The organism is Mesorhizobium sp. LEGMi-168a (assembly GCF_058312955.1).
In genome coordinates this window covers 17863-44041 of sequence record NZ_JBZEGV010000042.1, presented here as the reverse complement: position 1 = coordinate 44041, position 26179 = coordinate 17863, and the positions used below count along the sequence as shown (strand labels likewise).

General features: G+C 64.3%; 33 protein-coding genes. 17 read left to right on the top strand and 16 right to left on the bottom strand.

What is annotated here, in order from left to right; all coding sequences use genetic code 11:
• Together AC4FWB_RS31755 and AC4FWB_RS31750 are read left to right on the top strand one after the other, a co-directional pair.
• Nucleotides 1-252 (top strand): CrcB family protein (locus tag AC4FWB_RS31755; protein WP_491030182.1); only part of this gene is annotated, 252 nt, incomplete at its 5' end.
• Between the two features lie 14 nt (nt 253-266).
• Complete coding sequence (locus AC4FWB_RS31750; protein ID WP_491030181.1) at nt 267-605, top strand: DUF190 domain-containing protein; 339 nt, start codon at nt 267-269, stop codon at nt 603-605.
• Nucleotides 606-623: 18 nt separating this feature from the next.
• On the opposite strand, the gene AC4FWB_RS31745 is transcribed toward AC4FWB_RS31750, so the two are convergent.
• The gene (locus AC4FWB_RS31745; RefSeq protein WP_491030179.1) at nt 624-830 is read right to left on the bottom strand and encodes a hypothetical protein; all 207 of its coding nucleotides are present in this window, start codon (nt 828-830) and stop codon (nt 624-626) included.
• Between the two features lie 172 nt (nt 831-1002).
• Nucleotides 1003-1425 (bottom strand): nucleoside-diphosphate kinase, encoded by a 423-nt coding sequence (gene ndk, locus AC4FWB_RS31740; protein ID WP_491030178.1) that lies wholly within the window; start codon nt 1423-1425, stop codon nt 1003-1005.
• Nucleotides 1426-1605: 180 nt separating this feature from the next.
• Between ndk and AC4FWB_RS31735 the strand changes: the two genes are divergently transcribed.
• Nucleotides 1606-1827, top strand: a complete 222-nt coding sequence (locus tag AC4FWB_RS31735) for a hypothetical protein (protein ID WP_491030176.1) — start codon at nt 1606-1608, stop codon at nt 1825-1827.
• Nucleotides 1828-1830: 3 nt separating this feature from the next.
• Here the strand turns inward: AC4FWB_RS31735 and AC4FWB_RS31730 are convergent, their stop codons facing one another.
• Nucleotides 1831-2127: a DUF1905 domain-containing protein gene (locus AC4FWB_RS31730; protein ID WP_491030174.1), complete on the bottom strand. Its 297-nt coding sequence runs from the start codon at nt 2125-2127 to the stop codon at nt 1831-1833.
• A 93-nt stretch (nt 2128-2220) separates the two neighbouring features.
• A complete protein-coding gene (locus AC4FWB_RS31725; protein WP_491030172.1) occupies nt 2221-2913 on the bottom strand; it encodes a glutathione S-transferase family protein in 693 nt (230 codons plus the stop codon).
• 54 nt (nt 2914-2967) lie between these two features.
• On the opposite strand from AC4FWB_RS31725, the gene AC4FWB_RS31720 reads away from it, so the two are divergent.
• Together AC4FWB_RS31720 and AC4FWB_RS31715 are read left to right on the top strand one after the other, a co-directional pair.
• Entirely contained in the window at nt 2968-3480 is a 513-nt protein-coding gene (locus AC4FWB_RS31720) for a DinB family protein (protein WP_491030170.1), read from the top strand.
• Between the two features lie 144 nt (nt 3481-3624).
• The gene (locus AC4FWB_RS31715; RefSeq protein ID WP_491030168.1) at nt 3625-4410 is read left to right on the top strand and encodes a GGDEF domain-containing protein; all 786 of its coding nucleotides are present in this window, start codon (nt 3625-3627) and stop codon (nt 4408-4410) included.
• A gap of 31 nt (nt 4411-4441) precedes the next feature.
• On the opposite strand, the gene AC4FWB_RS31710 is transcribed toward AC4FWB_RS31715, so the two are convergent.
• The 6 genes from AC4FWB_RS31710 to AC4FWB_RS31685 form a co-directional block, all read right to left on the bottom strand.
• Nucleotides 4442-4861, bottom strand: a complete 420-nt coding sequence (locus AC4FWB_RS31710; RefSeq protein WP_491030167.1) for a hypothetical protein — start codon at nt 4859-4861, stop codon at nt 4442-4444.
• A 255-nt stretch (nt 4862-5116) separates the two neighbouring features.
• The gene (locus AC4FWB_RS31705) at nt 5117-5419 is read right to left on the bottom strand and encodes a DUF982 domain-containing protein (RefSeq protein WP_491030165.1); all 303 of its coding nucleotides are present in this window, start codon (nt 5417-5419) and stop codon (nt 5117-5119) included.
• Between the two features lie 161 nt (nt 5420-5580).
• Nucleotides 5581-5766 (bottom strand): hypothetical protein, encoded by a 186-nt coding sequence (locus AC4FWB_RS31700; protein ID WP_491030163.1) that lies wholly within the window; start codon nt 5764-5766, stop codon nt 5581-5583.
• 51 nt (nt 5767-5817) lie between these two features.
• Nucleotides 5818-6129 (bottom strand): hypothetical protein, encoded by a 312-nt coding sequence (locus AC4FWB_RS31695; RefSeq protein WP_491030161.1) that lies wholly within the window; start codon nt 6127-6129, stop codon nt 5818-5820.
• Between the two features lie 137 nt (nt 6130-6266).
• Complete coding sequence (locus AC4FWB_RS31690; RefSeq protein ID WP_491030159.1) at nt 6267-8348, bottom strand: ATP-dependent helicase; 2082 nt, start codon at nt 8346-8348, stop codon at nt 6267-6269.
• A 66-nt stretch (nt 8349-8414) separates the two neighbouring features.
• The gene (locus tag AC4FWB_RS31685; RefSeq protein ID WP_491030157.1) at nt 8415-8582 is read right to left on the bottom strand and encodes a hypothetical protein; all 168 of its coding nucleotides are present in this window, start codon (nt 8580-8582) and stop codon (nt 8415-8417) included.
• A gap of 135 nt (nt 8583-8717) precedes the next feature.
• Here AC4FWB_RS31685 and AC4FWB_RS31680 point away from each other — a divergent pair, with 135 nt between their 5' ends.
• Nucleotides 8718-8894, top strand: a complete 177-nt coding sequence (locus AC4FWB_RS31680; protein WP_491030155.1) for a hypothetical protein — start codon at nt 8718-8720, stop codon at nt 8892-8894.
• A 232-nt stretch (nt 8895-9126) separates the two neighbouring features.
• Here the strand turns inward: AC4FWB_RS31680 and AC4FWB_RS31675 are convergent, their stop codons facing one another.
• A complete protein-coding gene (locus AC4FWB_RS31675; RefSeq protein ID WP_491030153.1) occupies nt 9127-9279 on the bottom strand; it encodes a hypothetical protein in 153 nt (50 codons plus the stop codon).
• Between the two features lie 151 nt (nt 9280-9430).
• A complete protein-coding gene (locus AC4FWB_RS31670; RefSeq protein ID WP_491030152.1) occupies nt 9431-10399 on the bottom strand; it encodes a LysR substrate-binding domain-containing protein in 969 nt (322 codons plus the stop codon).
• A gap of 112 nt (nt 10400-10511) precedes the next feature.
• On the opposite strand from AC4FWB_RS31670, the gene AC4FWB_RS31665 reads away from it, so the two are divergent.
• From AC4FWB_RS31665 to AC4FWB_RS31645, 5 genes are all read left to right on the top strand, one after another.
• Nucleotides 10512-11345 carry a hypothetical protein gene (locus tag AC4FWB_RS31665; RefSeq protein ID WP_491030151.1) on the top strand — a complete coding sequence of 278 codons (834 nt, stop codon included), beginning with the start codon at nt 10512-10514 and terminating at the stop codon, nt 11343-11345.
• Between the two features lie 107 nt (nt 11346-11452).
• Nucleotides 11453-12457 carry a DMT family transporter gene (locus AC4FWB_RS31660; RefSeq protein WP_491030188.1) on the top strand — a complete coding sequence of 335 codons (1005 nt, stop codon included), beginning with the start codon at nt 11453-11455 and terminating at the stop codon, nt 12455-12457.
• Nucleotides 12458-12474: 17 nt separating this feature from the next.
• On the top strand, nt 12475-12684 hold the full coding sequence (locus tag AC4FWB_RS31655) for a hypothetical protein (protein ID WP_491030186.1): 210 nt from the start codon (nt 12475-12477) through the stop codon (nt 12682-12684).
• A 367-nt stretch (nt 12685-13051) separates the two neighbouring features.
• Nucleotides 13052-13492 carry a Ros/MucR family transcriptional regulator gene (locus tag AC4FWB_RS31650; protein ID WP_491030150.1) on the top strand — a complete coding sequence of 147 codons (441 nt, stop codon included), beginning with the start codon at nt 13052-13054 and terminating at the stop codon, nt 13490-13492.
• Between the two features lie 11 nt (nt 13493-13503).
• A complete protein-coding gene (locus AC4FWB_RS31645; RefSeq protein WP_491030149.1) occupies nt 13504-13785 on the top strand; it encodes a hypothetical protein in 282 nt (93 codons plus the stop codon).
• Between the two features lie 15 nt (nt 13786-13800).
• On the opposite strand, the gene AC4FWB_RS31640 is transcribed toward AC4FWB_RS31645, so the two are convergent.
• The 3 genes from AC4FWB_RS31640 to AC4FWB_RS31630 all read right to left on the bottom strand — a co-directional run bounded on the left by AC4FWB_RS31640 (nt 13801) and on the right by AC4FWB_RS31630 (nt 15216).
• Nucleotides 13801-13992, bottom strand: coding sequence for a hypothetical protein (locus AC4FWB_RS31640; protein WP_491030148.1), 192 nt, complete (start codon nt 13990-13992; stop codon nt 13801-13803).
• Between the two features lie 301 nt (nt 13993-14293).
• A complete protein-coding gene (locus tag AC4FWB_RS31635; protein WP_491030147.1) occupies nt 14294-14929 on the bottom strand; it encodes a lysozyme inhibitor LprI family protein in 636 nt (211 codons plus the stop codon).
• A 149-nt stretch (nt 14930-15078) separates the two neighbouring features.
• Nucleotides 15079-15216: a hypothetical protein gene (locus AC4FWB_RS31630; RefSeq protein WP_491030145.1), complete on the bottom strand. Its 138-nt coding sequence runs from the start codon at nt 15214-15216 to the stop codon at nt 15079-15081.
• 146 nt (nt 15217-15362) lie between these two features.
• On the opposite strand from AC4FWB_RS31630, the gene AC4FWB_RS31625 reads away from it, so the two are divergent.
• The 3 genes from AC4FWB_RS31625 (at nt 15363) to AC4FWB_RS31615 (ending at nt 20249) form a co-directional block, all read left to right on the top strand.
• On the top strand, nt 15363-17240 hold the full coding sequence (locus AC4FWB_RS31625) for an ABC-F family ATP-binding cassette domain-containing protein (protein ID WP_491030144.1): 1878 nt from the start codon (nt 15363-15365) through the stop codon (nt 17238-17240).
• Nucleotides 17241-17384: 144 nt separating this feature from the next.
• On the top strand, nt 17385-17882 hold the full coding sequence (locus AC4FWB_RS31620; RefSeq protein ID WP_491030143.1) for a DoxX family protein: 498 nt from the start codon (nt 17385-17387) through the stop codon (nt 17880-17882).
• Between the two features lie 261 nt (nt 17883-18143).
• Nucleotides 18144-20249 (top strand): molybdopterin-containing oxidoreductase family protein, encoded by a 2106-nt coding sequence (locus tag AC4FWB_RS31615; RefSeq protein ID WP_491030185.1) that lies wholly within the window; start codon nt 18144-18146, stop codon nt 20247-20249.
• Between the two features lie 52 nt (nt 20250-20301).
• Here AC4FWB_RS31615 and AC4FWB_RS31610 read toward each other — a convergent pair whose 3' ends face one another.
• A complete protein-coding gene (locus AC4FWB_RS31610) occupies nt 20302-23067 on the bottom strand; it encodes an SEL1-like repeat protein (RefSeq protein ID WP_491030142.1) in 2766 nt (921 codons plus the stop codon).
• Nucleotides 23068-23277: 210 nt separating this feature from the next.
• Here AC4FWB_RS31610 and AC4FWB_RS31605 point away from each other — a divergent pair, with 210 nt between their 5' ends.
• The 3 genes from AC4FWB_RS31605 to AC4FWB_RS31595 all read left to right on the top strand — a co-directional run bounded on the left by AC4FWB_RS31605 (nt 23278) and on the right by AC4FWB_RS31595 (nt 26116).
• Nucleotides 23278-24087: an arginase family protein gene (locus AC4FWB_RS31605; protein ID WP_491030141.1), complete on the top strand. Its 810-nt coding sequence runs from the start codon at nt 23278-23280 to the stop codon at nt 24085-24087.
• A 62-nt stretch (nt 24088-24149) separates the two neighbouring features.
• Nucleotides 24150-24926: a 4-hydroxy-tetrahydrodipicolinate reductase gene (gene dapB / locus AC4FWB_RS31600; protein WP_491030140.1), complete on the top strand. Its 777-nt coding sequence runs from the start codon at nt 24150-24152 to the stop codon at nt 24924-24926.
• 188 nt (nt 24927-25114) lie between these two features.
• Nucleotides 25115-26116: an ABC transporter substrate-binding protein gene (locus tag AC4FWB_RS31595; RefSeq protein ID WP_491030184.1), complete on the top strand. Its 1002-nt coding sequence runs from the start codon at nt 25115-25117 to the stop codon at nt 26114-26116.
• The last annotated feature ends 63 nt before the right edge of the window (nt 26117-26179 follow it).

Below are 26179 nucleotides of genomic sequence, written 5' to 3'. Positions count from 1 at the left end.
CCCGCCCCGCGCCCCCGCCCGCCGGGCCCCAGCGGGGCCGCCCCGCCCGCCCGCCAGTTCGTCACTGGCGGCTTCTGCGGCGGCCTCACCACCTTCTCGGCCATGAGCCTCGACACCTTCATCCTGCTTTTCGAGGGCGACTTCCGGCTGGCCGCGACCTATCTCATCAGTGTGGTCGGGCTGTCGTTGGCGTCCGCCTGGCTTGGCTATGTCATGGCAGCGAGGTTCAACCGCTTGCCGGTCAACAGGTGAGGAGGGAGGAAAACATGGAACTTCCCGCGCAATGCGTGCTGCTCAGGATCTTCTTCGGCGAGGACGACAGGGCGGCCGACGGCATGCCGCTGCATGAGGCAATCGTCATCAAGGCACGCGAGACCGGCATGGCTGGCGCGACAGTGCTCAGGGGACCGCTCGGCTTCGGCCGTTCGAGCGTGCTCCATACCGCCAAGATCCTGCGGCTGTCGCAGGACCTGCCCATCGTCGTCGAGATCGTCGATGCGCCGGAGAAGATCGATGCGCTGATCCCTCAGATCAAGGCGCTGACCATGAGTTGCCTGATCACCAAGGAGAAGGTTGAAGTGATCCGCTACGGCGACGGGGATTGAACTCGGCCGGCCGCGCGGTCAGCAATGGCGAAGACGACGGCCGATCGTGCCTTCGTCGAAAATGCCGGCGGAAAACAGCCTCATGGCCTCGATGGCCAGCTCCGATGCCTCCGGGCTGCCGGGGATAATACCCCGCTCCTCGCAGACCTCGTCATAGATGCGCTTCAACAGGACGAGATCGTCCGGATATGCAACGCCGCTCTTGGAAACATGGGGTTCGATCATGCTTCCCTCCCTGTTGTTAGACGGAAGCGCGATGGTCGCTCGCAGCCGGCGACGGCCTGGTCATTTGTCGCCGATCGAACGGACCTAGGGCGCCCGGCCAGCCTGCCCAGCCCATTGCGACAAAAAAGGCGGCCGAGGGCCGCCTTCATTGCGTGAGCGGAAAACTTCCGGCTCAGCCGACGATCTCGGTATCGGAGAACCAGTAGCGGATCTCCTGCGCGGCGGTTTCCGGCGCGTCCGAGCCGTGCACCGAATTCTCGCCGATCGACAGCGCATGCACCTTGCGGATGGTGCCATCGGCCGCGTTGGCCGGGTTGGTGGCGCCCATCACGTCGCGGTTCTTGGCAATGGCGTTCTCGCCCTCCAGCACCTGCACGATTGTCGGGCCCGACGACATGAACTCGACGAGCTCGCCGAAGAACGGGCGTTCCTTGTGGACGGCGTAGAAGCCTTCGGCCTCGCGGCGGCTCATCCACACGCGGCGCGACGCGATGACGCGCAGGCCGGCGTCTTCCAGCATCTTGGTGATGGCGCCGGTCAGATTGCGCTTGGTCGCATCCGGCTTGATCATGGAGAAGGTGCGTTCGGTCGCCATTGGGTCGTCCTTGTTCTGGGAATGGAAATTGGAGTGGCGGGCTCTATACAAGCCGCCCGGCGGCTTGCCAAGGGGACGGCTTGCCTCGCCTGCTCTGGCCAAAGCCTGCCCCTTGCGCGACAATGGAGCGCTTGCGCACGCAAGCCAAAAGCGATCCCGCCTGGGACCCGGAGGCAGACAATGAACTGGCCTCACCTCAGACCAGGAGACATCACCGGCATTCTCTTCGTGGTCGTCCTTGTTGGTATCGTCGTCCTTCTGCTGTTGCTTTTTCGCGGGCTGAAGCGGAACGAGAATTTCGGTTTCGGCCCGGAATGGCAGTGCACCCGCATGGAGCAGGGCGATCCGATCTGCGTCAGGCTGGTCGACAAGGATACGCCAAACAAGGGCGCGCCAAGGTAGAGGCTAGAGCTCGACCTCTATGATCAATGCCGGCGTGTCGCCGGCCTTCAGCCCTTCACGCTGCCGCACCGAGGCTTTGATCGGCAGAAGCAGGCTGCCGGACGCCTTGTCGGGGAAGAGCGACGTGCTCCATCTTGTCTTGCCGATGACGGCCGTCACGCCGAGCGAGCCCCAGGGCCGCGCCAGCCCCGCCATCGCCGCCTTGATCCGCGCCGCGAACTCGGCCGGCAGCGTCACGAAATGCCAGCCGCCCTTGCCCGGATAGACCCAGATCGCGGCCCGCATCTCATAGCGCAGCATGACGATCCTGCCGCTCGCGGCCTCCTATGCATGTCGCCCAAAAAGTGCGTAGCGGTTTTGGGAGAACGAGATGCATCAAAACCAAGACTTCCGTCACGCCGCCGCCGCAACCTGCCGGCCGATCCCGCCATGCAGGTCGAGGCAGCGCTCGAACCATTGGGATACGCTGTCGCTGTCCTCGAGCAGCCGGTAAGGCGAGGAGATGCGCGCCCATTGCAGCGCGCCGAACACGATGTAATCGGCAAACAGCGGCGAGGCTCCGCCGATGAAGGGCTGGTAGGTGAGCATCGAGCGCAGCGGCTCCAGCGAGGCGCGGAAGCCGGCGAGCCCCGCGTCGCGACCGGCCACCACGTCTTCCAGCCGCTTGCCGTAGCGCTGCTCGCGGTTTTCGCGGAAATAGGCGGCGTTCGTCTCATCCTGCATGGCGTTGAGATCGGTGAGCGCCACCGTGGCGACGTAAGGGTGGATGGTGAGCTGCGACCAGCGTTCGATGAAGCGCGCCATCGCCTTGCCGCCATCGCCGGAAAACAGCGTCGGCCGTTCGGGATAGGCCTCGTCGAGATAAAGCGCGATGGCGAAGGAATCGGCCACCACGCGGTCGCCGTCTCGGATCACCGGCACCGTCTTCGACACGCCGCCTTCCACCTTGGGCACTTCCAGGAAGCGCGTCGGCACCTTGGTGGCGTCGAGCCCCTTGTGGGCCAGCGCCATCTTGGTCTTCCAGCAATGCGGACTGAACGGGCGTTGGGTGTCGTGGCCGACGAGATCATAGAACAGAATGGTCATTGCCGTTCCTGCGGGTTACGAAGAGCCGGGATTCGTTGCGAACCGGATGGAAGAATGAAACAGCATTTCATGATGTTTGCGGCCTACAATCAATGGGCCAATGCGCGCATCTACGATGCCGCTGCCGATCTCAGCGACGAGGAATTCAACCGCGATACCGGCGCCTTCTTCGGCTCTATGATGGGAACGCTCAACCATATCCTGACCGCCGACCGTATCTGGATGAAGCGTTTCACTGGCGAGGGACACGCACCATCGTCCCTTGACGCCATTCTTTACAAGGCGTTGCCACCTTTGCACAGCGCGCGCGAGGCGGAGGACAAGCGGATCATGGACTGGGTCGGCGGCATGAGCGAGAAGGCGCTCGCCGGCCGCTTCTCCTACATGACGCTTTCCGACATGCGCACCGTCTCGCAGCGGCTGGCGCCGGCGCTCAGCCATTTCTTCAACCATCAGACCCACCATCGGGGCCAGGCGCACATGATCCTCACCGTGCTCGGCCGGCCTTCCGTGCCGCTCGACCTGATGCTGTTCCAGCGCGCCGAGGAAGGCCGCGCTTACGCCTGAGGCCATCGTTGGCGGGCCTTCTGGCGCCAGCCTTCGCGAAATCGGCACGACGGCCGGTTAACCAAGCTTGCATCGAAGCTAATGTATTAGGACTTCGTTTGTGCTCGCGCTGCACAATGAGTGAGTTGCAGTGGGAGCAATGACATGCGCATCGATTTGTCTGCCACCAGTTGGGGCAGGGTCGCGCTGGTCACCGTCGCCGGCACGGCTTTCTTCATTGCGGCTGCCTTCTTTGTCGATTCCTTCAACTTTCCCTCGCTGTCGCCCGATGCCCTGCTTTGGGCCAAGCTCACCGACCTGTTCCTGCCGCTTGTGCTTGGCGGCTCCTTCCTGTTCTTCCTGATGTGGAAGATGCGCCAGCTGGCGATCGCCCAGAAGGAACTCAGCATTGTCGCCGCGACCGACAGCCTGACGGCGGTCTTCAACCGCGGCGCCTTCTCGATGCTGGTCGAGGCCTATCTCGAGCAGGCGCGCTGCCATGACGTTGCCGATGCCGGCGCGCTGCTGATCGTCGATGCCGATCATTTCAAGTCGATCAACGACCGTCTCGGCCACGATTGCGGCGACCAGGCGCTGAAGCTGATCGCCAGGACGATCCAGGGCCAGCTCCACGGCGCCGACATCGTCGGACGCATCGGCGGCGAGGAATTCGCGGTCTTTCTTCCGGGCGCCGACGCGACGCGCTCCTTCCTGGTCGCGGAGACTATCAGGCTGCGCATCCGCGAGGCCGAGTTCGCGCCCGGCGGCCAGCGATGCCCGCTCTCGGTCAGCATCGGCGGCATCGCCTTCAGCGGGCCCACCACCTATCACGACATGTTCAAGGTCGCCGACAGGCATCTCTACAAGGCGAAGTCGAACGGACGCGACCAGGTGAGTTTCGAAAGCCCGCGCGGCGTACCGTCGGACGACGTCGCCAGCACGTTCCATTGATCGGCTCCGCGCGGCAGAGACCTGGCCGGCATCACCGGTGGTTGCGGTTGAGCAGCGGCCTGTATCGGCGGATCAGCTGGCGCTCGACGTCGATATACGGCCTGATCAGCCCGGCTGCCGTCAATGTCGGCTCAGGCTGATGGACGACTGCCGTCAGCATGCCATGCGCGGTCAGCAGGCCCAGCCACTTCAACGCTTCCCATTTCGGCGTTGTGCCGCCGCGTCCGGCCAGGCTCCGGTTGATGTAGCCTGGATAGGAGAGCAGGCGCTTGCCCGCCGATGAGCCGCAGGCGCCGATCCTGACCGGCTTGCCGTCGGCGGTGATCCAGGCATAGACGGCCTCGCTGGACTCGCACGCCTTCTGGTCCACGATCGTGACGCGGATCGACGTTTTGTCCCGGGCGAGCCTCATCTCCGCCGCCGGCTTGAACTGGTCGCGATCGAGAAACATTCGCCCCCCGCAGCATGTGCGCAAACCTGCATGGGGCGCGCGAATGTTCTGTGCGATGTTTCACGCAACGGGTCGTTCTGTGCGATGTTTCACGCAGCGGCCTGTTCCATGCGATGCTTCACGCAGTGCCGGAAAAGTTTGCGGCCGAGGCAGCGGCATGCAGTCGAAAGGTCAGGTCAAACAAAAAACCCGCCCGAGAGTCGTCCCAGGCGGGTTGTGTGAGGGGCCTCTGTTGGCCGCGCCGGCTGGCTGATTTCAGCCGGCGAAGCCGCTATGGCCGCGCGCGGCTGATTTCACCGAGACAATCGGCTGGTCCGCCGGCCACAGGATGCCGGCGGTCACCGCAAAGGTGATCAACGCGTCGCGCGCCGATTCGGCGGAGATTTCTCCGGCCCGCGCGGCTTCGCAGGCCCTCACCGCGGCGCCGTAGCTCAGCCGCCGGCGCGACGGCGGGAACTCGGTCAGGAACTCATGCATGTCGGACAGCGAGGCGATCATGCGCTTGTGGCCGGCGCCGACACTGACCACGACCGGGGTGAAGAACATCCTGTCGTGCATCTGGACCTCTCGGATTGGAGCGGAGGATGGCGGGGCCGCCACTCTCCGTCTTGGGGTAGGCGCCGGACAACGCGCCTTGCGGGGGGAGGTTCCATGGGTTGGGCATTCTTTCGCTCCGCCGCCGGAGGGCTGCAGGTGCGGGCAGGCACGACAGGCGGCTGTTACGGGCCGGAGCCAGCTGTGATTGTCACTCCCGCAGGGGGTTGCGGAACCTGGTAGTGCGCCGACGATGCCAGCAGGAGGATCGCGACCCCTGCGATCAGTGCCGTGACGATGTTGACGAAAAGCTGACCGGCCAGCTCACCGAGTCGTTGACGCCAGCTCATCGCCGATGGGATGAAGCGCATTTTCCACCTGTTCTCATGGTACGCGTCACGTTTCGATGACCGGGTCTAGCCTCAGCGGTACCAGCCTCTGTGGAGGCCGCAGCTCGAGACTCTCTTCACGACCCAATGATGGTGATGCCAGCGCTTGTGCACCCTGACCATGCAGTCGCGATGGTGGCGATAACCGCGCCAGTCGCGCATCTCGTATCGGCCACGGTAGCGCCAACTATCGTCGCGCATGTGATGGCGGCGCCAGTAGTAATCGTCATTATATCGGCCCATGCCGTCATCGGTGGTGATGGTCAGGCTTGTTGCCTGTGTCGGAACCGTCATTGGCGCCAAAGTAGCCATGCCCAGCATGGCGGCGAGAATGAGATTCTTCATAACTGCCTCCTTGCATTAGATTTTACTAACGGAAATCCACTATCGGGTGAAAAGTTCCATGGCGAGCCGCGGGGCGCCGGGTCGCGGCGGCTTGGCGAGTTGGTGTGGAAGACCGTCCAGCGATGTTTCGGCGCGCGCTATTTCCACATGCCGCGCATGCGCGCGCCGAGGTCGATCTTGACGCCCGGCCGTTGGCGCGGGTCGTCCTTGATCGCAGCGCTTGCCCACGAGCTCTGCTCGAAGGCTGAAAGCATCGAAGCCGGGATGAAGCGGGTGCGCGAGGCGTAGACGTGGCGGTCGCCGCGCGCCGGCTGGTTGTGCGGATAAAAGCGCTGCGGCACCACCAGATGCAGGCTGTCCTTCGCCCGCGTCATTGCCACATAGAGCAGCCTGCGCTCCTCCTCGATGTCCTCCTTGGTGCCGACGCCGAGATCGGCCGGGATGCAGCCGTCGACGGTGTTGAGCACGAAGACGTTCTTCCACTCCTGGCCCTTGGCCGAATGGATGGTCGATAGGATGAGATAATCCTCGTCGCGATGCGGCGGGCCGGCCTGGTCGCTGGTGGCGTCGGGCGGATCGAGCGTCAGCTCGGTCAGGAAACGCTCGCGCGACGGATAGCCCGACGCGATCTGCTCGAGCTGCAGAAGGTCGGCCCGGCGCGTGATCGCGTCCTCATGGATGCGCTCCATATGCGGCTCGTACCAGAGCCTGACGCGCTCGAGGTCGGCGGGCCATTTCGGGCCGGCGCGCAGCCCGCTGTAGATGTCGAGGAAGACCGGCCAATCTTCAGCCGCGCGCTGCGGCGGCCGGAAGCGGGCAAGGCCCAGCGTCTCGTCCAACGAGGTCGCCATTGCCTCGACGATCTGCGAGGCGGCCGAAGGGCCGATGCCCGGCATAAGTTGCAGCACGCGAAAACCGGCGACGCGGTCGCGCGGATTCTCGGCAAAACGCAGCATCGCCAGCATGTCCTTGACATGCGCGGCGTCGAGGAATTTCAGCCCGCCGAATTTCACGAAGGGAATGTTGCGGCGTGTCAGCTCGATCTCCAGCGGACCGCTGTGATGCGAGGCGCGGAAGAGCACCGCTTGCGCCTTCAGCGCCGTGCCCACCTCGCGCTCGGCGAGGATTGCCTGGCAGACATAATTGGCCTGCTCGGCCTCGTCGCGCACGCTCACCAGTTGCGGCCTGTGCGACGATCTTCGCTCGGTCCAGAGGTTCTTGGTGAAGCGCTCGCTCGCCTCGCCGATCACCGTGTTGGCGGCGGCAAGGATCGTCTCGGTCGAGCGGTAGTTGCGTTCCAGCATGACGATCTCGGCGCCTTGCGCGAATTGCTTTGGAAAGTCGAGGATGTTGCGCACTTCCGCGGCGCGGAAGGAATAGATCGACTGGGCGTCGTCGCCGACCACGGTCAAGCCCGCGCCGTCCGGCTTCAATGCCAGCAGGATCGAGGCCTGCAGCCGGTTGGTGTCCTGGTATTCGTCGACCAGCACATGGTCGAATCGGCTGCCGAGATGCGCCGCGATCTCCGGCTCGGCCGCCATCTGCGCCCAGTAGAGCAGGAGGTCGTCGTAATCGAGGACGTTCTGCGCCTGCTTGGCCTCGACATAACGGGCGAACAGCTCTTTCAGCTGTTCTGCCCAACCTGAGCACCACGGAAAGGCCGAGCCCAGCACCTCGCCGAGCGGCGCCTGGGCATTGACCGCGCGGGAGTAGATTTGGAGACACGTGCCCTTGGTCGGGAAGCGGCTCTCGGTCTTGGAAAAGCCGAGCTCGTGGCGCGTGAGGTTCATCAGGTCGGCGGAATCCTCGCGGTCGTGGATGGTGAAGGCGGGATCGAGGCCGATCTGCTCGGCATAGTCGCGCAAAAGCCTGGCGCCGATGCCGTGGAAAGTGCCGGCCCAGGCGAGCGCGTCGGCGATGATCGCGGCGTCGCGCCCCAGCACCTCGCCGGCGATGCGCTCGACGCGCTTGGCCATTTCCGACGCCGCGCGGCGCGAGAAGGTCATCAACAGGATGCGGCGCGGGTCGGCGCCCTTGACGATGAGATGGGCGACGCGATGCGCCAGCGTGTTGGTCTTGCCTGAGCCTGCGCCGGCGATCACCAGCAGCGGTGCGGCCACCTTGCCGTCGCCATGCACCACCGCCAGCCGCTGCTCGTCATTCAGTCGGGCAAGATAGGCGGGCGCTTCGAAGGACGAATCACGGGCGGCGATGTTCATCGCCCATCAAGCATCGTTTCCGCTTTGTTCGCAACGCAATTGATCTCCCCCTCAAGCGGGGAGATCCTACCTTTTCGGCTCGACCCCCATCGCGGCCGACTGGCGCCGTAGCGCATGCCGTTCATCGCCCGGCATGTCCAGCGGCGCGACGTCGCCTGGCACTTCCTTGATGATCCTCATCGTGACGCGGTACGTCGCATAGACGAACAGGCCGATAAGCAGCAGGCGGATCATAGCCACCTCCTTGCGCGGTTCGAAATCATTGTGAATTCAACCGGGACTTGGGTGATTGGTTCCCGCCGGCGCACGCAACCAAACCGCCACCGCCTCGTTTGCCTCATGAAAAGGGGCGAACGAGAGGAGGTCGTCATGAAGAAGCTTCCTGTGCTGCTGGCCCTTGCGGCAGGGCTCGCGCTCGCCGCCTGCGACAACAGCATACCGCCCACCAAGGCGCCCGCCGTCGACCAGAACCCGCAGGTCGACAAGAACCCGGTGCCGAAATCGACCACCGGCGGCGACCAGCTGGGCACTCCGCCGAAGCAATGATCGCGGCGGATCGGCCACGCGATCTCAACTGGGAATTCTGTACGGGCGGTGTCGGCTGCAAATCGCCGCCGCCACAGAAGAAGGCCGGCGCTGCTTGGGAGGAAGCTGGAAAGCGCCGGCCAAGCGGGAAATCAGGCCCGCCGCACAGTCAAAGATAGCTGAGTCTCTGCGCCGCGTCATGGTGCGATCGCGCTAGCCGGCTTTGCAGGTTATTGGTGTGCAGACTTGCCGATCAGATCGGTATGCCGTCAACATAGATTTGCTCAACGATTTTCGACCAGCCGGGGTTCATACGTATGCCCGAGCCGGGGTTGGTGCGCAGGAAAGCTGCTGCATCGTCCAACGTAGCGAACGGAATTGCCAGCTTGTTAGAACCGTCGGCCAAGCAAACATATTTTCCTCTATGGGCTCCGCGGCTGGCTCTCTCGGCTGACAAGACAACAGAGCCGCCAACTATCTTTTCAATTCTGCTAACTGGCATTTCGGAGCCCGGAAAATAGATGTGGACGCGGTCAGCCCGCTTTACCGATGACCCCTCACGCCATCGCCACTCGTTTCACCGGTATGCTGGCGATCTCAATGTCCAGCTGGCGCTGCGTCAGTGCTGCCTCGGCCATGATCCACTGCTTGAACAGCTCCACCTTGCGCGCGCCGAGCGCGTTGATCGGGCTGACGAAATACCAGCCGGCGGTGTTGGGATGATGCACCGCGAAGGGCGCCACCAGCCGCTCGGCGCGGATGTCGCTCGCCATATAGGCGCGGTTGGCGACGGCAAAACCCATGCCGGCATTGGCCGCCTCGTAGGACATCATGCAGGAATCGAAATAGATGCTCTTGGTCTCGCCGAGCACGAAGCTCGCGCCGGCAAAGCCCAGCCACGATTGCCAGTTCTGGGTGCAGGTGTCGGAGTGGAGCAAAGTGAAGTGCCTAAGGTCTTCGGGCGTCACTCTGGACAGCGGCTTGTCGCCCAGCACCTCGTGGAACAGCTTGCGGCTGCACACCGGCGTCAAATCCTCCTTGAACAGCAGCTCGGAATTGAGGCCCGGGAAGTTGCCGTCGCCGTAGCGGATTTCGAGGTCGTATTCGGAGGCCGAGAATTCATGCGTGGCGTAAGAAGTCGAGACCCGCATCTCGATGTCCGGATACTGCCGCTGGAAAGTGGAGAGGCGCGGAAACAGCCAGCGCGCCGCAAAGGTCGGCAGCACGCAGATCTTCAAGACATGCGCTTGGGATTGCCCGGTCGCCTCCATGCTGGCCGCCACGATCCGCTCCAGCGCCTCGCGCACGCGCGCCACATAGGTCTCGCCCTCCGGCGTCAGCGACACCGCATTGCCGCCGCGCTGGAAGATCTTGAATCGCAGCTGGTCCTCCAGGCTCTTCACCCGCTGGCTGACGGCGGAGGCGGTGATGAACTGCTCCTCGCCGGCGCGCGTGAAGTTCTTATGCCTGGCAGCGCTCTCGACGATTTTCAGCGAGTTTAGGTTGACCTGACTGAGCAGACGCACGGGGTTTCGACCTTTAGCTGGGCTTAAAGTAGCACCAGCATTCCTAAATTTACAGGGGCGGGCGGCTTAATCGACTGTTTACCAAGTGTTGCCCCCACCTTGGAGAAGTAGAATGAACGCCCATACAATCCCCGAATTGCGCTATGCGATGAGCCGTGAAGCCATCATCGGCCATGATACGGCGTGGAAAGTGTCGAGCTTCGGCGTCGCCCAGTATCTTCACGGCTACGATCCCGCGCTGCTCGCCGCGATCGAGGAGGCGGCGCTCAAGCTCAAGGCCAGCCATGCCGTGCACAAGCATCTCGACCTCACCTTCATCACCGGCGCCGACCGCTACATTCCGGAGATCAAGGAGCTGCTCAACGACAAGCTGCGCCTGGAACGGCTGTCCGACATGATGGGCACCAAGCTCGAACCCTATCCGCTGTCGATCGTCGGCTCGACCGTCACCTTCATGAACCCCAAGGACGGCGCCGTCGAATGGCACTGCGACGGCGTTCCGGTGACGGAGCTCATTCCGCTCTCGATCAGCGACCCTCTGATCGGCGGCCATCTTGAAATCTATTGCGACGATTCCGAGACCGGCCGCGCCCTTCTCGAATCCGGCCGCGACCTGCCGCGCAACAAGGTCATGCGCATCGACCACAAGATGAATTATGCCACGCTCGGCCAGTTCCTCGGCGTGCTCCATCGCACCGCGCCCATCCAACTCGGCTCGCGCGTCACCCTGGTGCTCAATCAACGCTCGGTGACCAAGCCTTATGTCGACGACAACCGCATGTTCTACCTCGCCGCCGACAACGACCAGGATCGCACCTGGGTGAGCGAACTCGCCGACGACGTCTGGACGAACCAGCTGCCCGCCTATCGCCGTCATGCCGAAGAGCATCCCGTGCCGAAGCCGGCTGTCGAGCCCGTCTCGGGCGGAGCCAGGGAATCGTGGTAGTGGATGATGACCTGGCCGGGCGCCGGCCGCCTTCGGCGTCGCTGGGCCTCGGCCCGGCCACGGCCGCCAGGCAGAAGAACCGGTCCGGTGCTGCTTCCTCGGAGGGACTGGCCTTCGCCTTCGGCGCGGTGGCGCTCTGGGCGACCAATGCCCTGGTCGGCAAGACGCTGCTTGCCAGTCACCCGGTATCGCATGTGCAGTTCCTGCAGTTCTGCGGCGCGGCCCTGGTCTTTGCGCTGATCAGGCTGGCACGGACCTCCCCTTCTCCCCTTGTGGGAGAAGGTGGATCGGCGCGTAGCGCCGAGACGGATGAGGGGTGCTCCAGCTTGGCGAACACTTTCATCCAAAGGGGCGCACTGCGACGGATCGCTACCCCCTCATTCCTTCCAGCACCCCTCATCCGTCGCCTTCGGCGACACCTTCTCCCACAAGGGGAGAAGGCGAGGTCGGCCGCTTACACCGTCGGCTTCATCGGCCTGGTCGGCACCATGGTGCTGCAATACATCGCCTTTGCTTCGATGCCGGTCATCGAGGCCAATCTCGTTGCCTATACCTGGCCGCTGATGGTCGCCGCCGCGATCATTGTGCTTGGCCGCCCGGAGCGCCCGCTGCTGCTTGGGCTCACTGCCGTGCTCGGCTTCGCCGGCGTGGCGCTGGTCATCTCCGGCGGACGCGCGCAGGCCTGGTTCGAAGGCAGCCTCGTCGGCTACTGCGCCGCCTTCGGTTCGGCACTTTGCATGGCCTTCTATTCGCTCGCCGTCGGCCGGCTTGCCGTGTCGCCGGATCGGCTTCTGCTGCCATCGGCGCTGATCGGCGTCGCGCTGACCTTCGCCTGGTGCCTGTATGACGGCGTCGCCGGCCTGGGCGGCATGCACTTGCTGCTCGGCCTTTATCTCGGCGCAGGGCCGATGGGGCTCGGCTATTATTTCTGGTCGCGCGCGCTGAGCCTCGACCAGGGTGGGCGGCTCGCGATCGTTGCGTATCTCACGCCGATCGCTTCCACGCTTTTGCTGGCGCTGTCGGGCGAAAGCCTGTCGATGACGGCCGTCGCCGGCGCCGTCCTCGTCATCGGCAGCTGCATCGCTGTCGGCATTGAACGTTCGGAGGCCTGAACATCATGCCAGGTATCATACTTGACGACGACGAACGCCGCGCCAGACGGGAGGCGCACTGGCTGGTGAGGGAATTCGGCGCCGAGGCGCCACTCTATGCCGCCATGAAGGCCGAGAAGGCCATCGAGCAGAGGGATTTCGGCCGCTGCGCGCGCTGGAAGCGTGTGCTTGAGATACTGGCCGACGGCGGATCGATGAAACTGCCGCGCGGCGCCGCCGCGAAATAAGCGACTCGCCGTAACGTCATCGAATCGGGCATGATCGGTCACAATCGGTCATCCGAGCGCCGATGCTGCTCGCCAGCACCGGCTTTCGGTCCTGAACTTCGATTTTTGCAGGAGTTATTGGCAAAAATCGAAGTGCTGTTGTGCGTTTGCAGCCTCGTGCGGCCTTCGGTGCTGTAAAGTGTTTGTTATAGGTATTAGAATTCCTAACTTGCGCGGTTGCGACCCGCAGTGAAAACATACCTCCGGTATTGAGTCTCGTGCGTTTATTGACTCTGGACGGTCCGTTGGGGGACAGGTCCAATACGATACCTAGACCAAAGTCTTAAAAACAGCTGGTCATTTTGAGAGCCAGCAAAGGGTGAAAAAATTGTCCAATATCGACGACAAGACTGCAATCGAGCTGACCGCCGACATTGTTTCGGCCTATGTAGGCAACAATCCGCTTCCGGCTTCCGGCCTGCCTGATCTGATCGCCAGCGTCAGCGCATCGGTGCGCAAGCTCGCCGGCGCCGCCGCCGTCAAGGAGAGCGTGCCGCTGACGCCGGCCGTCAATCCGAAGCGCTCGGTGTTCCCCGATCACATCGTCTGCCTGGAGGACGGAAAGAAGTTCAAGTCGCTGAAGCGGCACCTGTCGACAGACCATGGGCTGACGCCGGACGAGTATCGCGCCAAATGGGGCCTGCCAGCAGACTATCCGATGGTGGCGCCCAGCTATTCGGCAACCCGTTCGGCGCTCGCCAAGTCTTCCGGCCTGGGCCGCAAGCCGGCCGCGGATTCCGGCAAGGGCAAGCGCAAAACCAGGGCCTGAGGCCGGCGGCCATGTTGCCAGCAACGGACGACGCCACGCCGTCGGCCGACTGCTTGGCCATGCTCGACGCACTGCGTCGCAGAGTGGCCAATCAGTCTTCCGTCGATGCCGGCGAGGGGGTCAAGGCGCGCCGCGCCTTGTTCTCGGCAAGCATGCCGGCCGTCGATCTGCGCGCTGCGCTCGACGCGCTCGACAATTTCGAGCGCGCCATCGTCGAGCATGACGGTCGGCTGATCGTCGAGGCGCGACGGCTGAGATGCCTCGCCATCCTGGACGGCATCATCGGCGGATGAATGCAATGGCCGCCGTCAGTTGCGAGGCGGTTTGCGCGCCTCCGCGCGGCGATCTTGCTCTGCCGCGAGGCTGTCCGCCTCGACAGCGGTCATCTCCAGAAAATAGACAAGCATCTGATAGCGCGTGCGTGAAAGCATCTTCGCAAGCCTGCGCGTGACCTCCGCCACATATCTCAGCATGCGCAGATCGTTGGCCGACACGTCCATCGTGAACTCCTGACACAATCAAGTTATTATTTTATATTTTGTTTGTTTTTAGCGCCAACGCGCGACTCACGGCACATTGATAGATTCGCAGGATCGAAGCAAAAACCGAAATGAATTTTCGACAAACATCACGCCTGGGCCCAAAAGGTTTCAGTTTTTTTTCGGTGGTGTCGATACCAGCCTCCCTAATATAAGCCAAAGCGGAACTTGCGGCTGTCTTGACCCAGTCGGCTTGATCTTCCGTGAGGGAATGATCATTGCCCGCAGCTTGGCGGGCCGAACGTCCGGACCGCCATGCCGCTCAACCCTTGTAGGCGGAACAGAAGCCCGGTGGATTGTCGTTGCCGATCATGGCGCAGCCCCTTTTGATCTCGTCGATCATCGTGCTGCACGCATTCTCACCATTGCAGGGCGGATTGGTCGCCGGCGATACCTGAATGCATTGCGAGACATATTGGTCCGACTTCGCCTTGCCGGCCGATTGCAGACATGGCCGCGTGTCGTTCTGGCTTGCCTGGGCAGGCGCGGCGCCGCCGGCGGCTTGCGGCACGCAGGAGAGGTCGCCTTCCGGACATTGCAGTTGATGCTGCAACTGCGCCAGCCGCGCCTTGGTCAAATCCGTCTTGCAAGTTTCGACCAGGCTCGAATACACCGAGCCATCGGCATAAGGCTGGGTGCGGAAGGCGCATTCCTTGTCGCGGAACGGGATCCAGGCGCGCTGCGCGTCGCGAAGACGTTGCTGGTCGGCGGCCGGGAGGCGTGCCGACAGCGCCTTATAGACGGCATTCAGCGCCGCGTCGGCCGTAGCCGCGTCCTTGGCTGTGCATGTGGCGAGGTCGGCCTGCGTCTTCGCCGCCGCGCAGTCCGTCGCTTCCGCATGCACCGCTGGCGTGATGAAAAACAGGGCGAGGCCGGTGGCGTAGAGCAATCGCTTCATAAGGCACCTCGTGATGTCTGCAAGCCCGCCGCTGGCGCCAGCATAGGTTGAGAAGATAGCGGCCATCAACGTCAAACCGGTGACGTGGCAAGCAAAGGGTAACCGGAGGCGGAGAGGCGACGGGAGCCAGGGCCTGGACAAAGAGGCCGTCAGCGCTGTGTGTCCACCTGCTGCAGTAAGGACGCGCCGGGTGCTCCCGCATCCTCGAACAGAACCACCTGCGTCGCCAGCGCTGCGGTCGTGGCGACCTGAAAGAAGATGAAGGCGAGGGCGAAATAACGGATCACGGGGCCCCAAACGCTCCAGCAGGCAACTGGTTCCAGTCCTGCCGGACTTTATCGGCCTTCGCCGGGCGGCCGGAGAGCGCGCGCGGCGAGCCTCATCCAGGGCCTGGCTCTTGCGAAGCGGAGACGTCCCGTGCAAAAGCCCGGCCATGCTTATCATCAACGACCTCTCGCTGCGCATGGCGGGGCGCCTGCTTCTCGACCATGCCTCGCTGACCTTGCCGGCCGGCACCAAGGCCGGCCTCGTCGGCCGTAACGGCACCGGCAAGACGACGCTGTTCAAGGCGATTACCGGCGATTTCCCGTCCGAGACCGGCTCGATCAGCCTGCCCAAGAATACCCGCATCGGCCAGGTGGCGCAGGAAGCGCCGGGCACCGAGGAGCCGCTGATCGACATCGTGCTCAAGGCCGATGTCGAGCGTGCGGCGCTGCTGGAGGAGGAGAAGACCGCCACCGATCCGCATCGCATTGCCGAGATCCATACACGGCTCGCCGACATCGACGCGCATTCGGCCGAATCCCGCGCCGCCACCATCCTTGCCGGCCTCGGCTTCGACGATGCCGCGCAGAAGCGGCCCGCCTCGTCCTTTTCCGGCGGCTGGCGTATGCGCGTGGCGCTTGCGGCCGTGCTGTTCTCCGAGCCCGACCTTCTGCTGCTCGACGAGCCGACCAACTATCTCGACCTCGAAGGCACGCTGTGGCTGGAGAATTATGTCTCCAAGTACCCGCACACGGTGCTGTTGATCTCGCACGACCGCGACCTGCTCAACCGCGCCGTCAACTCGATCGTCCATCTCGACCAGAAGAAGCTGACCTTCTGGCGCGGCGGCTACGACCAGTTCGAGCGCCAGCTCACCGAGCAGCGCGAATTGCAGGAAAAGAGCCGCGTCAAGCAGGAAGCGCAGCGCAAGCATATGGAATCCTTCGTCGAGCGTTTTCGCGCGAAGGCTTCCAAGGCCAGGCAGGCGCAGTCGCGCCTGAAGGCGTTGGAGAAGCTGAAGCCGATCGCGGCGGTCATGAACGACACCGTGCGGCCTTTCTCCTTTCCTGAGCCGGTCAAGACGGTGGCCTCACCGATCGTGGCGCTGAACGCCGTCAATGTCGGCTACACCGAGGGCAACCCGGTTTTGAAGAAGATGACGCTGCGCATCGATGCCGACGACCGCATCGCGCTGCTCGGCGCCAACGGCAACGGCAAGTCGACCTTCGCCAAGCTGCTCGCCGGCCGCCTGAAGGGCGAGACCGGCACCATGACGATCGCGCCGGGCCTGAAGGTGGCGATCTTCGCCCAGCACCAGCTCGACGATCTGCGCCCCGAGGAAAGTGCCTACGAGCATGTGCGCCGGCTGATGCCGGACGCGCCGGAAGCCAAGGTGCGCGCCCGCGTCGCCCAGTTCGGCCTGTCGACCGAGAAGATGAACACCGCCGCCAAGGACCTGTCCGGCGGCGAGAAGGCGCGTCTTTTGATGGGTCTTTCGGCCTTCGAAGGGCCGAACCTCTTCATTCTCGACGAGCCGACCAACCACCTCGACATCGACAGCCGTGAATCGCTGATCCATGCGCTCAACGATTTTCCGGGCGCCGTGATCCTGATCTCGCACGACCGGCATCTGCTCGAAGCGACGGCCGACCGGCTGTGGCTGGTGAAGGACGGCGCGGTCAACCCCTATGACGGCGACCTCGAGGACTATAAAACGCTGGTCACCGGCGTCTCGTCCAATCGCCGCGAGCAGAAGGAAGCGGACAAGGCATCCAAGGCCGACCGCCGCCGCGAGGCGGCCGCCCGACGCTCGGCGCTCGAGCCTTTAGCCAAGGAGATCCGCGCCACCGAGGCGCTGATGGACCGCATCCGCAAGCGCATCGACCTGATCGAGGACGAGCTCGCCAACCCGGCGATCTACGAGAGGGACCCTTCGACCGCGACGCGTCTGGCCAAGGAACGCTCGCAGCTTGCCCACACGCTTGCGCTGAACGAGGACAAGTGGCTGACCATGTCGGCGGAATATGAGGAAGGGATCGCGGAGTAGCGTTCCCTTCTTCAGTCACGTTGTCGTGAGACAGTAACGCTCGCCGAGCGGAAAACGAATACGAGGCTGTCTCCTGGCCTCGGTAGGCCTTGCCAATTGTGCCGCCTCCTCGGTCAGACCTCTCACCATGGAAAGTCTCCAGGCATGCAACGTTCCGGATTCCTATCGAAAGTCGCTCTGTTTTCCGCCCCGCCGGCTCTGGCCGAATGGGCGCCGCTGCCGATCCGGTTGATGGTGGGTTTTGGTTTCGTGGCGCATGGTTTCGCCAAGCTCGGCAGGGGCCCCGAAAAGTTCGGGGTCGTTCTGGACACGTTGGGGGTTCCGCTGCCACAGATCCTGGCTTGGCTGACGACGCTGGTCGAGCTTGTCGGCGGAGCCGCCGTGTTGGCGGGCGCTTTCATTCCATTGGTCAGCGTGCCTATGGCAATCGTGTTGCTGACGGCACTGTACACCGTGCACGCCCGATACGGCTTCTTCTCGGTGAAATTCACTGAGGTGACTGCCGACGGCATCAAATTTGGCACCGTCGGCTACGAGATTATCCTGCTCTACCTTGCAGGTCTCCTCATGCTTGCGGTTGGCGGGCCGGGCCGACTTTCACTTGAGACAGTCCTGCGCCGGCGGCCAAAAAAGGAACACTGACGATCTCGGCGGAATATGAGGAAGGGATTGCGGAGCGAGAGCGTGATCTCCCCCCTCGAGGGGGAGATGTCGCCAAAGGCGACAAAGGGGTCGCCGCGCGTGAAGCGCCAACTCCTTGCCGTCATCGAAGAGGAAGTTGGCGCTCTACGTGAGACGACCCCCTCTGGCCGCTTCGCGGCCATCTCCCCCTCAAGGGGGAGACAGGCGCTTGCGCCGCATCTGGCCCTACACCTCTCCCCCAAAACCCGCTACACACCTCGCATGAACCAGCACGCCAAGCTCAGGATTGGCCATTCGGCCTGTCCGCATGACTGCCCGTCCACCTGCGCGCTCGAGGTCGAGCTGCTCGACCAAAACCGCATCGGCCGCGTCCATGGCGCCAAGACGAACAGCTACACGGCCGGCGTCGTCTGCGCCAAGGTCGCGCGCTATGCGGACCGTGTCCATCACCCCGACCGCCTGCTGAAGCCGCTGGTGCGCGCAGGCGCCAAGGGCGAGGGCGCCTGGAAGGAATCCAGCTGGGAAGCGGCGCTCGACCTCGTTGCGGAGAAATTCATTGCCGCCGAGGAAAAGTACGGCTCGGAAACCGTCTGGCCCTATTACTATGCCGGCACGATGGGGCTGGTGCAGCGCGACGGCATCGAGCGGCTGCGGCATGCCAAGAAATACTCGGGCTTCTTCGGCTCGATTTGCACCAATCTGGCCTGGACCGGCTGGATGATGGGCGCGGGGGCACTGCGCGGGCCTGATCCGCGCGAGATGGCGAAGGCCGACTGCGTGGTGATCTGGGGCACCAACGCCGTGGTCACGCAGGTCAATGTCATGACCCATGCGACCAGGGCGCGCAAAGAGCGCGGCGCGAAGATCGTCGTCATCGACATCTATGACAACGCCACGATGAAGCAGGCCGATCTTGGCCTGGTGCTGAAGCCCGGCACCGACGGCGCGCTCGCCTGCGCGGTCATGCATGTGCTGTTCCGCGATTGTCTCGCCGACCGCGCCTATCTCGAAAAATACACCGACGATCCGCGCGGGCTGGAGGAGCATCTTCGGAGCAAAACACCGCAATGGGCTGCCGCCATCACGGGCTTGAGCGTCGCCGAGATCGAGGCCTTCGCGCATCTCGTCGGCACGACGAAGAAGACCTATTTCCGCCTCGGCTATGGCTTTGCCCGCCAGCGCAACGGTTCGGTCAACATGCACGCCGTGGCCTCGATCGCCGCCGTCACCGGCGCCTGGCAATATGAGGGCGGCGGCGCCTTCCACTCCAATTCCGGCATCTTCAAGCTGAACCAGGACGTGCTCGAGGGAACCGCGATGCGCGACCCGAACATCCGCTATCTTGACCATTCGCGCATCGGCCCGGTGTTGACCGGAGCGGCGGACGCGCTCTATGGCGGCCCGCCGGTGACGGCGATGCTGATCCAGAACACCAACCCCGCCAATGTCGCGCCGGAGCAGCGGCTGGTGAAGCAGGGTTTCCTGCGCGAGGACCTGTTCGCCTGCGTGCACGAGCAGTTCATGACCGATACGGCCAAGCTCGCCGACGTCGTGCTGCCGGCGACGATGTTTTTGGAGCATGACGACATCTACAAGGGCGGCGGCAACCAGCACATCACGCTCGGCCCCAAGCTGATCGAGCCGCCGGAAGGCCCGCGCACCAACCACTATGTCAATGAGGAGCTCGGCAAACGGTTGGGTGTCGGCGATCGGCCGGGCTTCGGCCTGACCGAGCGGCAGCATATCGACATCATCCTCGGCAAGCGCGGGATCGGCAGCTTCGACAGCCTCAAGGAACAGAAGTGGGTCGACCTGCAGCCCGATTTCGACGACGCGCATTTCATCAACGGCTTCGGCCATGCCGACAAGAAATTCCACTTCCGGGCTAACTGGACCGGACAGTCGGCACCCAACCGGCCGCCGAAGATCATGGGCCTGTTCGGGCCGGTCGAGCGGCTGCCGGAGTTCCCCGACCATGTCGACCTGATCGAGGTGGCGGACGAGGAGCATCCGTTCCGGCTGACGACATCGCCGGCGCGCAACTTTTTGAACTCGACCTTTGCCGAGACGCCGGTGTCGAAGGCCAAGGAAGGCCGGCCGGAACTGCTGCTCCATCCCGAGGATGCGGCCGCGCTCGGCATCGAGGATGGCGGCCGCGTCGAGGTCGGAAACCGGCGCGGCGACCTCGTGCTGCATGCAAAACTCTTCGACGGCGTGAAGCGCGGCGTGGTGGTGGCCGAAGGCATCTGGCCGAACAGCGCGCATGAGCGCGGCGAGGGCATCAACGTGCTGACCGGCGCCGACGCGCCGGCACCCTATGGCGGCGCCGCGTTCCACGACAACAAAGTCTGGCTCAGGGCGCTTTAAAGCAATTCCAGGAAAGACGGTTTTCCGTCCGGAATTGCATAAACTGCTCTGACTACTTAGAGGCCTGTGCGTCCAGCGTCTTGATCTCCTCCGCCGCCGACTTACGCGCCGCGGCATCGATGCCGGATGTGCCCTTGTCCTTGGCGAAGCCGATAAGGGCGGCGCGCGTTTGCTCGTCGCATCCGTCCTCGCCCACCGCGTTGATGCCGGCTTTGCGGGCCGCGGCGAGCACGGAGTCGCAGGCGTCGGGCGCGAAGGCGAACTGCCCCATGATGGCGCCGAGCGTCAGCGGATCTTGCAGGCGCGGATCATCGCGGATCGCCTGTAGGGTGGCGCCGCCCACGGCGCGCGATTTCCGGTCCTTCGCGATCTGTGTCAGGTCGAAGATGAACTCGAACTCGGGCTTGTCGACGCCGTCGGGTTTCGACACCAAGAGGTCGAGCGCATAACGTGTGACTTCGTCGGGTGTGACGACCGCGCGCACGGCCTTTGCCTGATGGTAGTTGCGCACCAGCGCCCAGCGCGAGGGGAGGTCCCCGTAGCGGGCGAGCATATCGAGCTGCTTGATGGCGGCAAGCTTCTGCTTCTCGGTCTTGGCGGCCTGCGCCTGGGTGAAGACCTTGTTGCGGACGCGGTCGAGGATTTCGCCCGCGAGCTGGCCTGAAGCCGGCGCGGCTTGCTCTGTCCCGGCCGCAGCCTGCGGGCTGGGAGCATCGGCGAGCGGACCTTTCGCATCGACCCACGCGGCCAGCGCCTTGCGCGCGTCCGGGCCGAAATAGCCCTTCGGCTCGCCGGCATAAAAAGCTTCGCTCTTCAGCGTCGTCTCGATCGCAACGCGGATTTCGTCCGGCAGCGCCTTGCCGATGCCGACCAGGTTCTCCTCCTCGAGGCCGGCCGGCGCTTCGCGAAAGGCGTCCATCACCGCGGCCGCCACCGCCGCCGTTCCGGCGCTGGAGGCCGGTCCGGAAAACAGCCCGCTCAGTTCGATGTCGGCACCGCCGCCGAACACGCCGGCGCCCATTCTGCCGAAGCCGTCATTGTAAAGCGCGATGCGCTCGGTGATGCCTTCGCGCAGCGTCATCAGCCGGTCGAAACTGTCGAAGGTGAAGGCATCGGCGAGCTTGCCCTTTGCCTTGAGCGAGCCCAGCCGCGCCGCCTCGCGCCACGCATGCAGCCGCTCGCGCGGGTTCTTGTCGATGCCGAGCCCGTTGTCGTAGGCGTCGCCGAGCAGCAGCATCGCCTCGACGCTGCCGAGATTGGCGGCGTTGATCAGCATGGCGGTCGCCCTGGCGTCATCCTGCGGGTAGACCACGCCGCGCCGCAGCAGCTTGGCGTGAAGCAGAAAGGCCTGCGGTTCCTTCCTGGCTTCACCCTGGTCGATCAGGGTTTTCAGTTGATCGTCGCTCAAGCCGTCGTCGCGGCGCGATGGCTGATAGCTGGTCGAATTGAGATTGGCATATTGCGTCGAGGCGTAGAGCCAGAGCGCGTCGCGGTCGCCCGCATCCGCCAGCGGCTTCAGCATGGCGCGCGCGGTGTCCTCGCTCTTGAACTGCTGATTGTCCGAGAGCTGCAGCCGCGCCAGCGCCAGCGCCGCGCCGGGCTCGCCGGCATCGGCGCCGTCGCTCAGGCGTTCGACCAGCAGATCGGGGTTGTCGACCCGCACGCCATCATAGTCGAGGAGCACGCCCGCAAGCCTGATGCCGGCGTCGAGGTCCCAAGGGGCGTTGAGCAGCTGGATCGCCGCCCGCGGCTGGCGGCCGACGAATTTGCCGTCCAGCAGCAGGCCGGCCAGCATTGGCCCGGCCCCAGCGACGTTATTGGTTGCGCCGCGCAGCATGGCGATGGCGCGCTTGCCGTCCACCGGACCGCCTTCGCCCTTGGCCAGCATGTCGGCCAGCATCGGAATGGCATACTCGTCATGACCGACGCGCGCCTCCAGCAACTGCCTGGCCTTCGTCGCGTCCTGCTGCGTCCCGCGGCCCAGCCGCAGCGCCTTGATGTAAGCGAGCGCCGATCGTTCGGAGCCATTGGTTCCGGCCTGGGAATCCGTCTCGACGGCATGAAAGGCCTTTTGCTGTTCGTCGCTCGTGAAGCCGTCTTCGGTCAGTGTCGTCTGCGCAATCAGCAGCGGCATGGCGGCGCGGAACCGGCTGTCCCATTCGCCGGGCGACTGGCCTTGGGCCGGTGCGTCGATGACGCGCTGCGCGGTCTCGACCAGCTTGTGCGCGTCGCGGCGCAGCAGCGGCCCCTCGTTATATTGACGGAGCAGCGCCGCAAGCGCCGTGAGATGACCGGCGCTGCCGGCCTTCTGCAAGGCATCGAGCGCCATCGCCCGCGTGACCGGCGGCGGACCTGCATCGGCGCTGTCGTGCCGATGCACCGAATAGAACTCGTAGAGGAGGTAGTTCGCTTCCGGGCTGCCGCCGTCGGCAAGCAGCTTGACCTGCGGGATGAGCCAGGTCAGCCCAGGTTGGTTGAGCGCCACTTCGACCCGCAGCCATTGCAGCGTCAGCCGCTTCTCCTGTGGCGCGCCCAGCATCGCCGCCTGGCATTTGTCGGCCAACGCCTTGAGCTTGCTGAGGTCGAAATCCTGCGGGAAGAGCGCGCCATACTGGACCGGCGGCGCCTTGGCTTCGGGGTCGAGCGGCACGGAGGCGCCATGGTCACAGGTGCTGATCGCCTCGGCGAGCGCGGCCTTCTTCGCCGCATCGTCGGGTTTGTCGGAAGATGCCTGGGCGGCGAAGGCCCCGCCGGCAAGCGGCGGCAGAGAAAGGGCAGCGAGGCAGGAAAGAACCAGGACATGCACTGGCCGCAACATGGGCGTCCCCCTCGGAACCCGGTCCAGGCGTCAGCGAGCTGCCGGACACTCACGCTAAAGTAGCACATCGCATAGGCGGTGATGAGTGTGGCGCTTCACATTCGCCGCCTCAGCCTACGGCTTTGCGATCTGGCCCAAGCGCCTCCGGTCGCACTTGCCAGCTCCGGCGGCTATAGAGGCACCCTGTCTCCAGTGACATGGGAGGATGTCGTGGCCAAGGTCTCGCTTCTGGGCATTCCGCATGACGAGAACTCGTCCTGGCTGCGCGGGCCGGCCGAGGCGCCGCCGCTGATCCGGCGAGAGCTTGCCAGTGACGCGTACACCTCATGGTCGGAAACCGGCTTCGATCTGACCGACCGCTTCATCGATCATGGCGACATCGATTTCACCCAACCCGGCGATCCGTGGCTGCGGATCGAGAACGAGGTCGGCCGCGCGCTCGATGTCGGTCACCCGCTGATCTCGCTCGGCGGCGACCATGCCATCTCCTGGCCGGTGCTGCGTGGCGTTCGCCGGCGCCATCCGAGCCTGACCATCGTCCATATCGACGCGCATCCGGACATCTATCATTCCTACGGCGACAATCCGCGCTCGCACACCTCGCCTTTCGCCCGCATCATGGAGGAACAGCTCGCCGACCGGCTGATCCAGATCGGCTTGCGCACCGTCAACGACCACCACCGCGAGCAGTTCGCGCGCTTCGACGTCGAGGCTGTGGAGATGCGGCATTTCAACGAAGGGCTGCGGCTCAACCTCGATACGCCCGTCTATATCTCGATGGATCTCGACGCGCTCGATCCGGCCTTCGCTCCGGGTGTCTCCCATCGTGAACCGGGCGGCTTCGACACCCGCCAGGTGATCGGCCTGATCCAGTCGATCGATCAGCCAATCGTCGCCGCGGACGTCGTCGAATACAATCCGCGCCAGGACCTCTCCAACGTCACCGCGCTCGTCGCCGCCAAGCTGGTCAAGGAGATTGCGGGCATGATGCTGAAGACCAACGGCGCGACACCGGGCTGAATCAATTTGGCAAGGCGGCGTGCTAGACCATTGTTCGGATTCGCCTTTCAACAAGGATTGCCATGCCGCAGCCGCTCAAGATAGCCATCGCCGGCGCGCTCGGCCGCATGGGCCGGCAGATGGCAGCGGCCGCTGCAACCGATCCGCGGCTGGACCTCGTCGCCCGCTTCCACCGGCCGGGCAGCACGGGCGAGGGGCTGGTCGAGCGGGATAAGGCGCTGGCGCTTGCCGATGTGGTGATCGACTTCACCACGCCAGCGGCTTCCGTCGACCTGGCGAAGGCTTGTGCCGCGCGCGGCGGCCCGGCGCTGGTCATCGGCTCGACCGGCTTCGATACCGCCGGACTGGAGACGATCGCTGAGGCTGCGAAGACAATCGCCCTCGTGCGCTCCGGCAGCTATTCACTGGGGCTCAACATGCTGACCGGCCTGGTCGAGCAGGCGGCGCGGGCGCTCGGTGCCGACGACTGCGATATCGAGATTCTGGAAGCGCATCACCGCTCCAAGGTCGACGCGCCGTCAGGCACGGCGCTGATGCTGGGCGAGGCGGCCGCGCGCGGGCGGGGCGTCAGGCTGGACGATGTGGCGAAGCGTGCCCGCGACGGCATTGTTGGCCCGCGCCCGCAGGGCGAGATCGGTTTTGCCGTGCTGCGCGGCGGCAGCATCGTCGGCGAGCACAGCGTGAGCTTCCTCGCTGAAGGCGAGAGACTCGCGCTTTCGCATACCGCCGGCGACCGCTCGATGTTCGCCCGTGGCGCCATCGCGGCGGCTCTCTGGGTGGCCGGACGGCCGCCCGGCCAATACGACATGCGCGACGTGCTTGGCTTCGCCGCTTCGTGACCGACAATTGCCGCTAATTCGTTCGGTCGGCCGTTAAAACGGCTGAAAGCCAGCTGAAAGCTTGGGCATGCCATGACAGTTTTGTGGCGTTCGCCACGTGACCGGTCGGGGAGCGGCCGGCAAGGAGGAAATGCGGTGCTGCCTGGAGGGCGCGCCGCCCAGGTGGAGGAAGTTACGTGACCGGTCTCATCTCGAAGTGCATCCTGCGTTCGGCAGCGCTTTCGCTTGCCATCGTCGCCACGGGTGCCACGGCGGCGTCGGCTGCCGACAAGATCACCATCATCGTCGGCGGCATGGAAAAGCAGATCTATCTGCCGGCCGTGCTCACCCAGCAACTCGGTTACTTCAAGGATGAAGGGCTCGATGTCGAGCTGGTCAATTCGCGCGCCGGCGTCGAGGCCGAGAACGAATTGCTGGCGGGCGCCGTGCAGGGCGTCGTCGGCTTCTACGACCACACCGTCGACCTGCAGTCGAAGGGCAAATACATCCAGTCGATCGTGCAGTTCAGCCAGGCGCCCGGCGAGGTGGAGCTGGTCTCGGCCAAGCACCCGGAGATCAAGTCGCCGGCCGACTTCAAGGGCGCGACGCTGGGCGTCACCGGCCTCGGCTCCTCGACTGATTTTCTCACCCAATATCTCGCGGTGCGCAACGGCCTGAAGCCGGGCGACTACACGCTCCTGCCCGTGGGCGCCGGCAACACCTTCATCGCCGCCGTGAAGCAGGACCAGATCCAGGCCGGCATGACCACCGAGCCGACCATCGCCAAGCTGCTCCAGACCGGCGAGGCCAAGGTGTTGGTCGACATGCGCACGCCCGAGAAGACCAAGGAAGCGCTGGGCGGCAATTATCCGGCGGCATCCTTCTATGTTCAGTCCGCCTGGATCGAGAGCCACAAGGACGAGGCGCAGAAGCTCGCCAACGCCTTCGTCAAGACGATGAAGTACATCGCCAGCCATTCGGCCGAAGAGATCGCCGACCAGATGCCGAAGGACTATTACGCCGGCAACAAGGACCTCTATGTGCAGGGCCTGGCCGGCGGCAAGGCGATGTTCACGCCCGACGGCCGCATGCCCGCCGATGGCCCGGAGACGGTACTGAAAGTTCTGTCGACCTTCTCCAAGAGCCTGCAGGGCAAGCAGATCGACCTGTCGAAGACCTACACCACCGCATTCGTCGACGCCGCCAAGTAGGCCGATAGCCGAGGGCGGAGGTTTCTGTCCGTCCTTGCAGAACAACAGCTTGCGCCGCTTGCC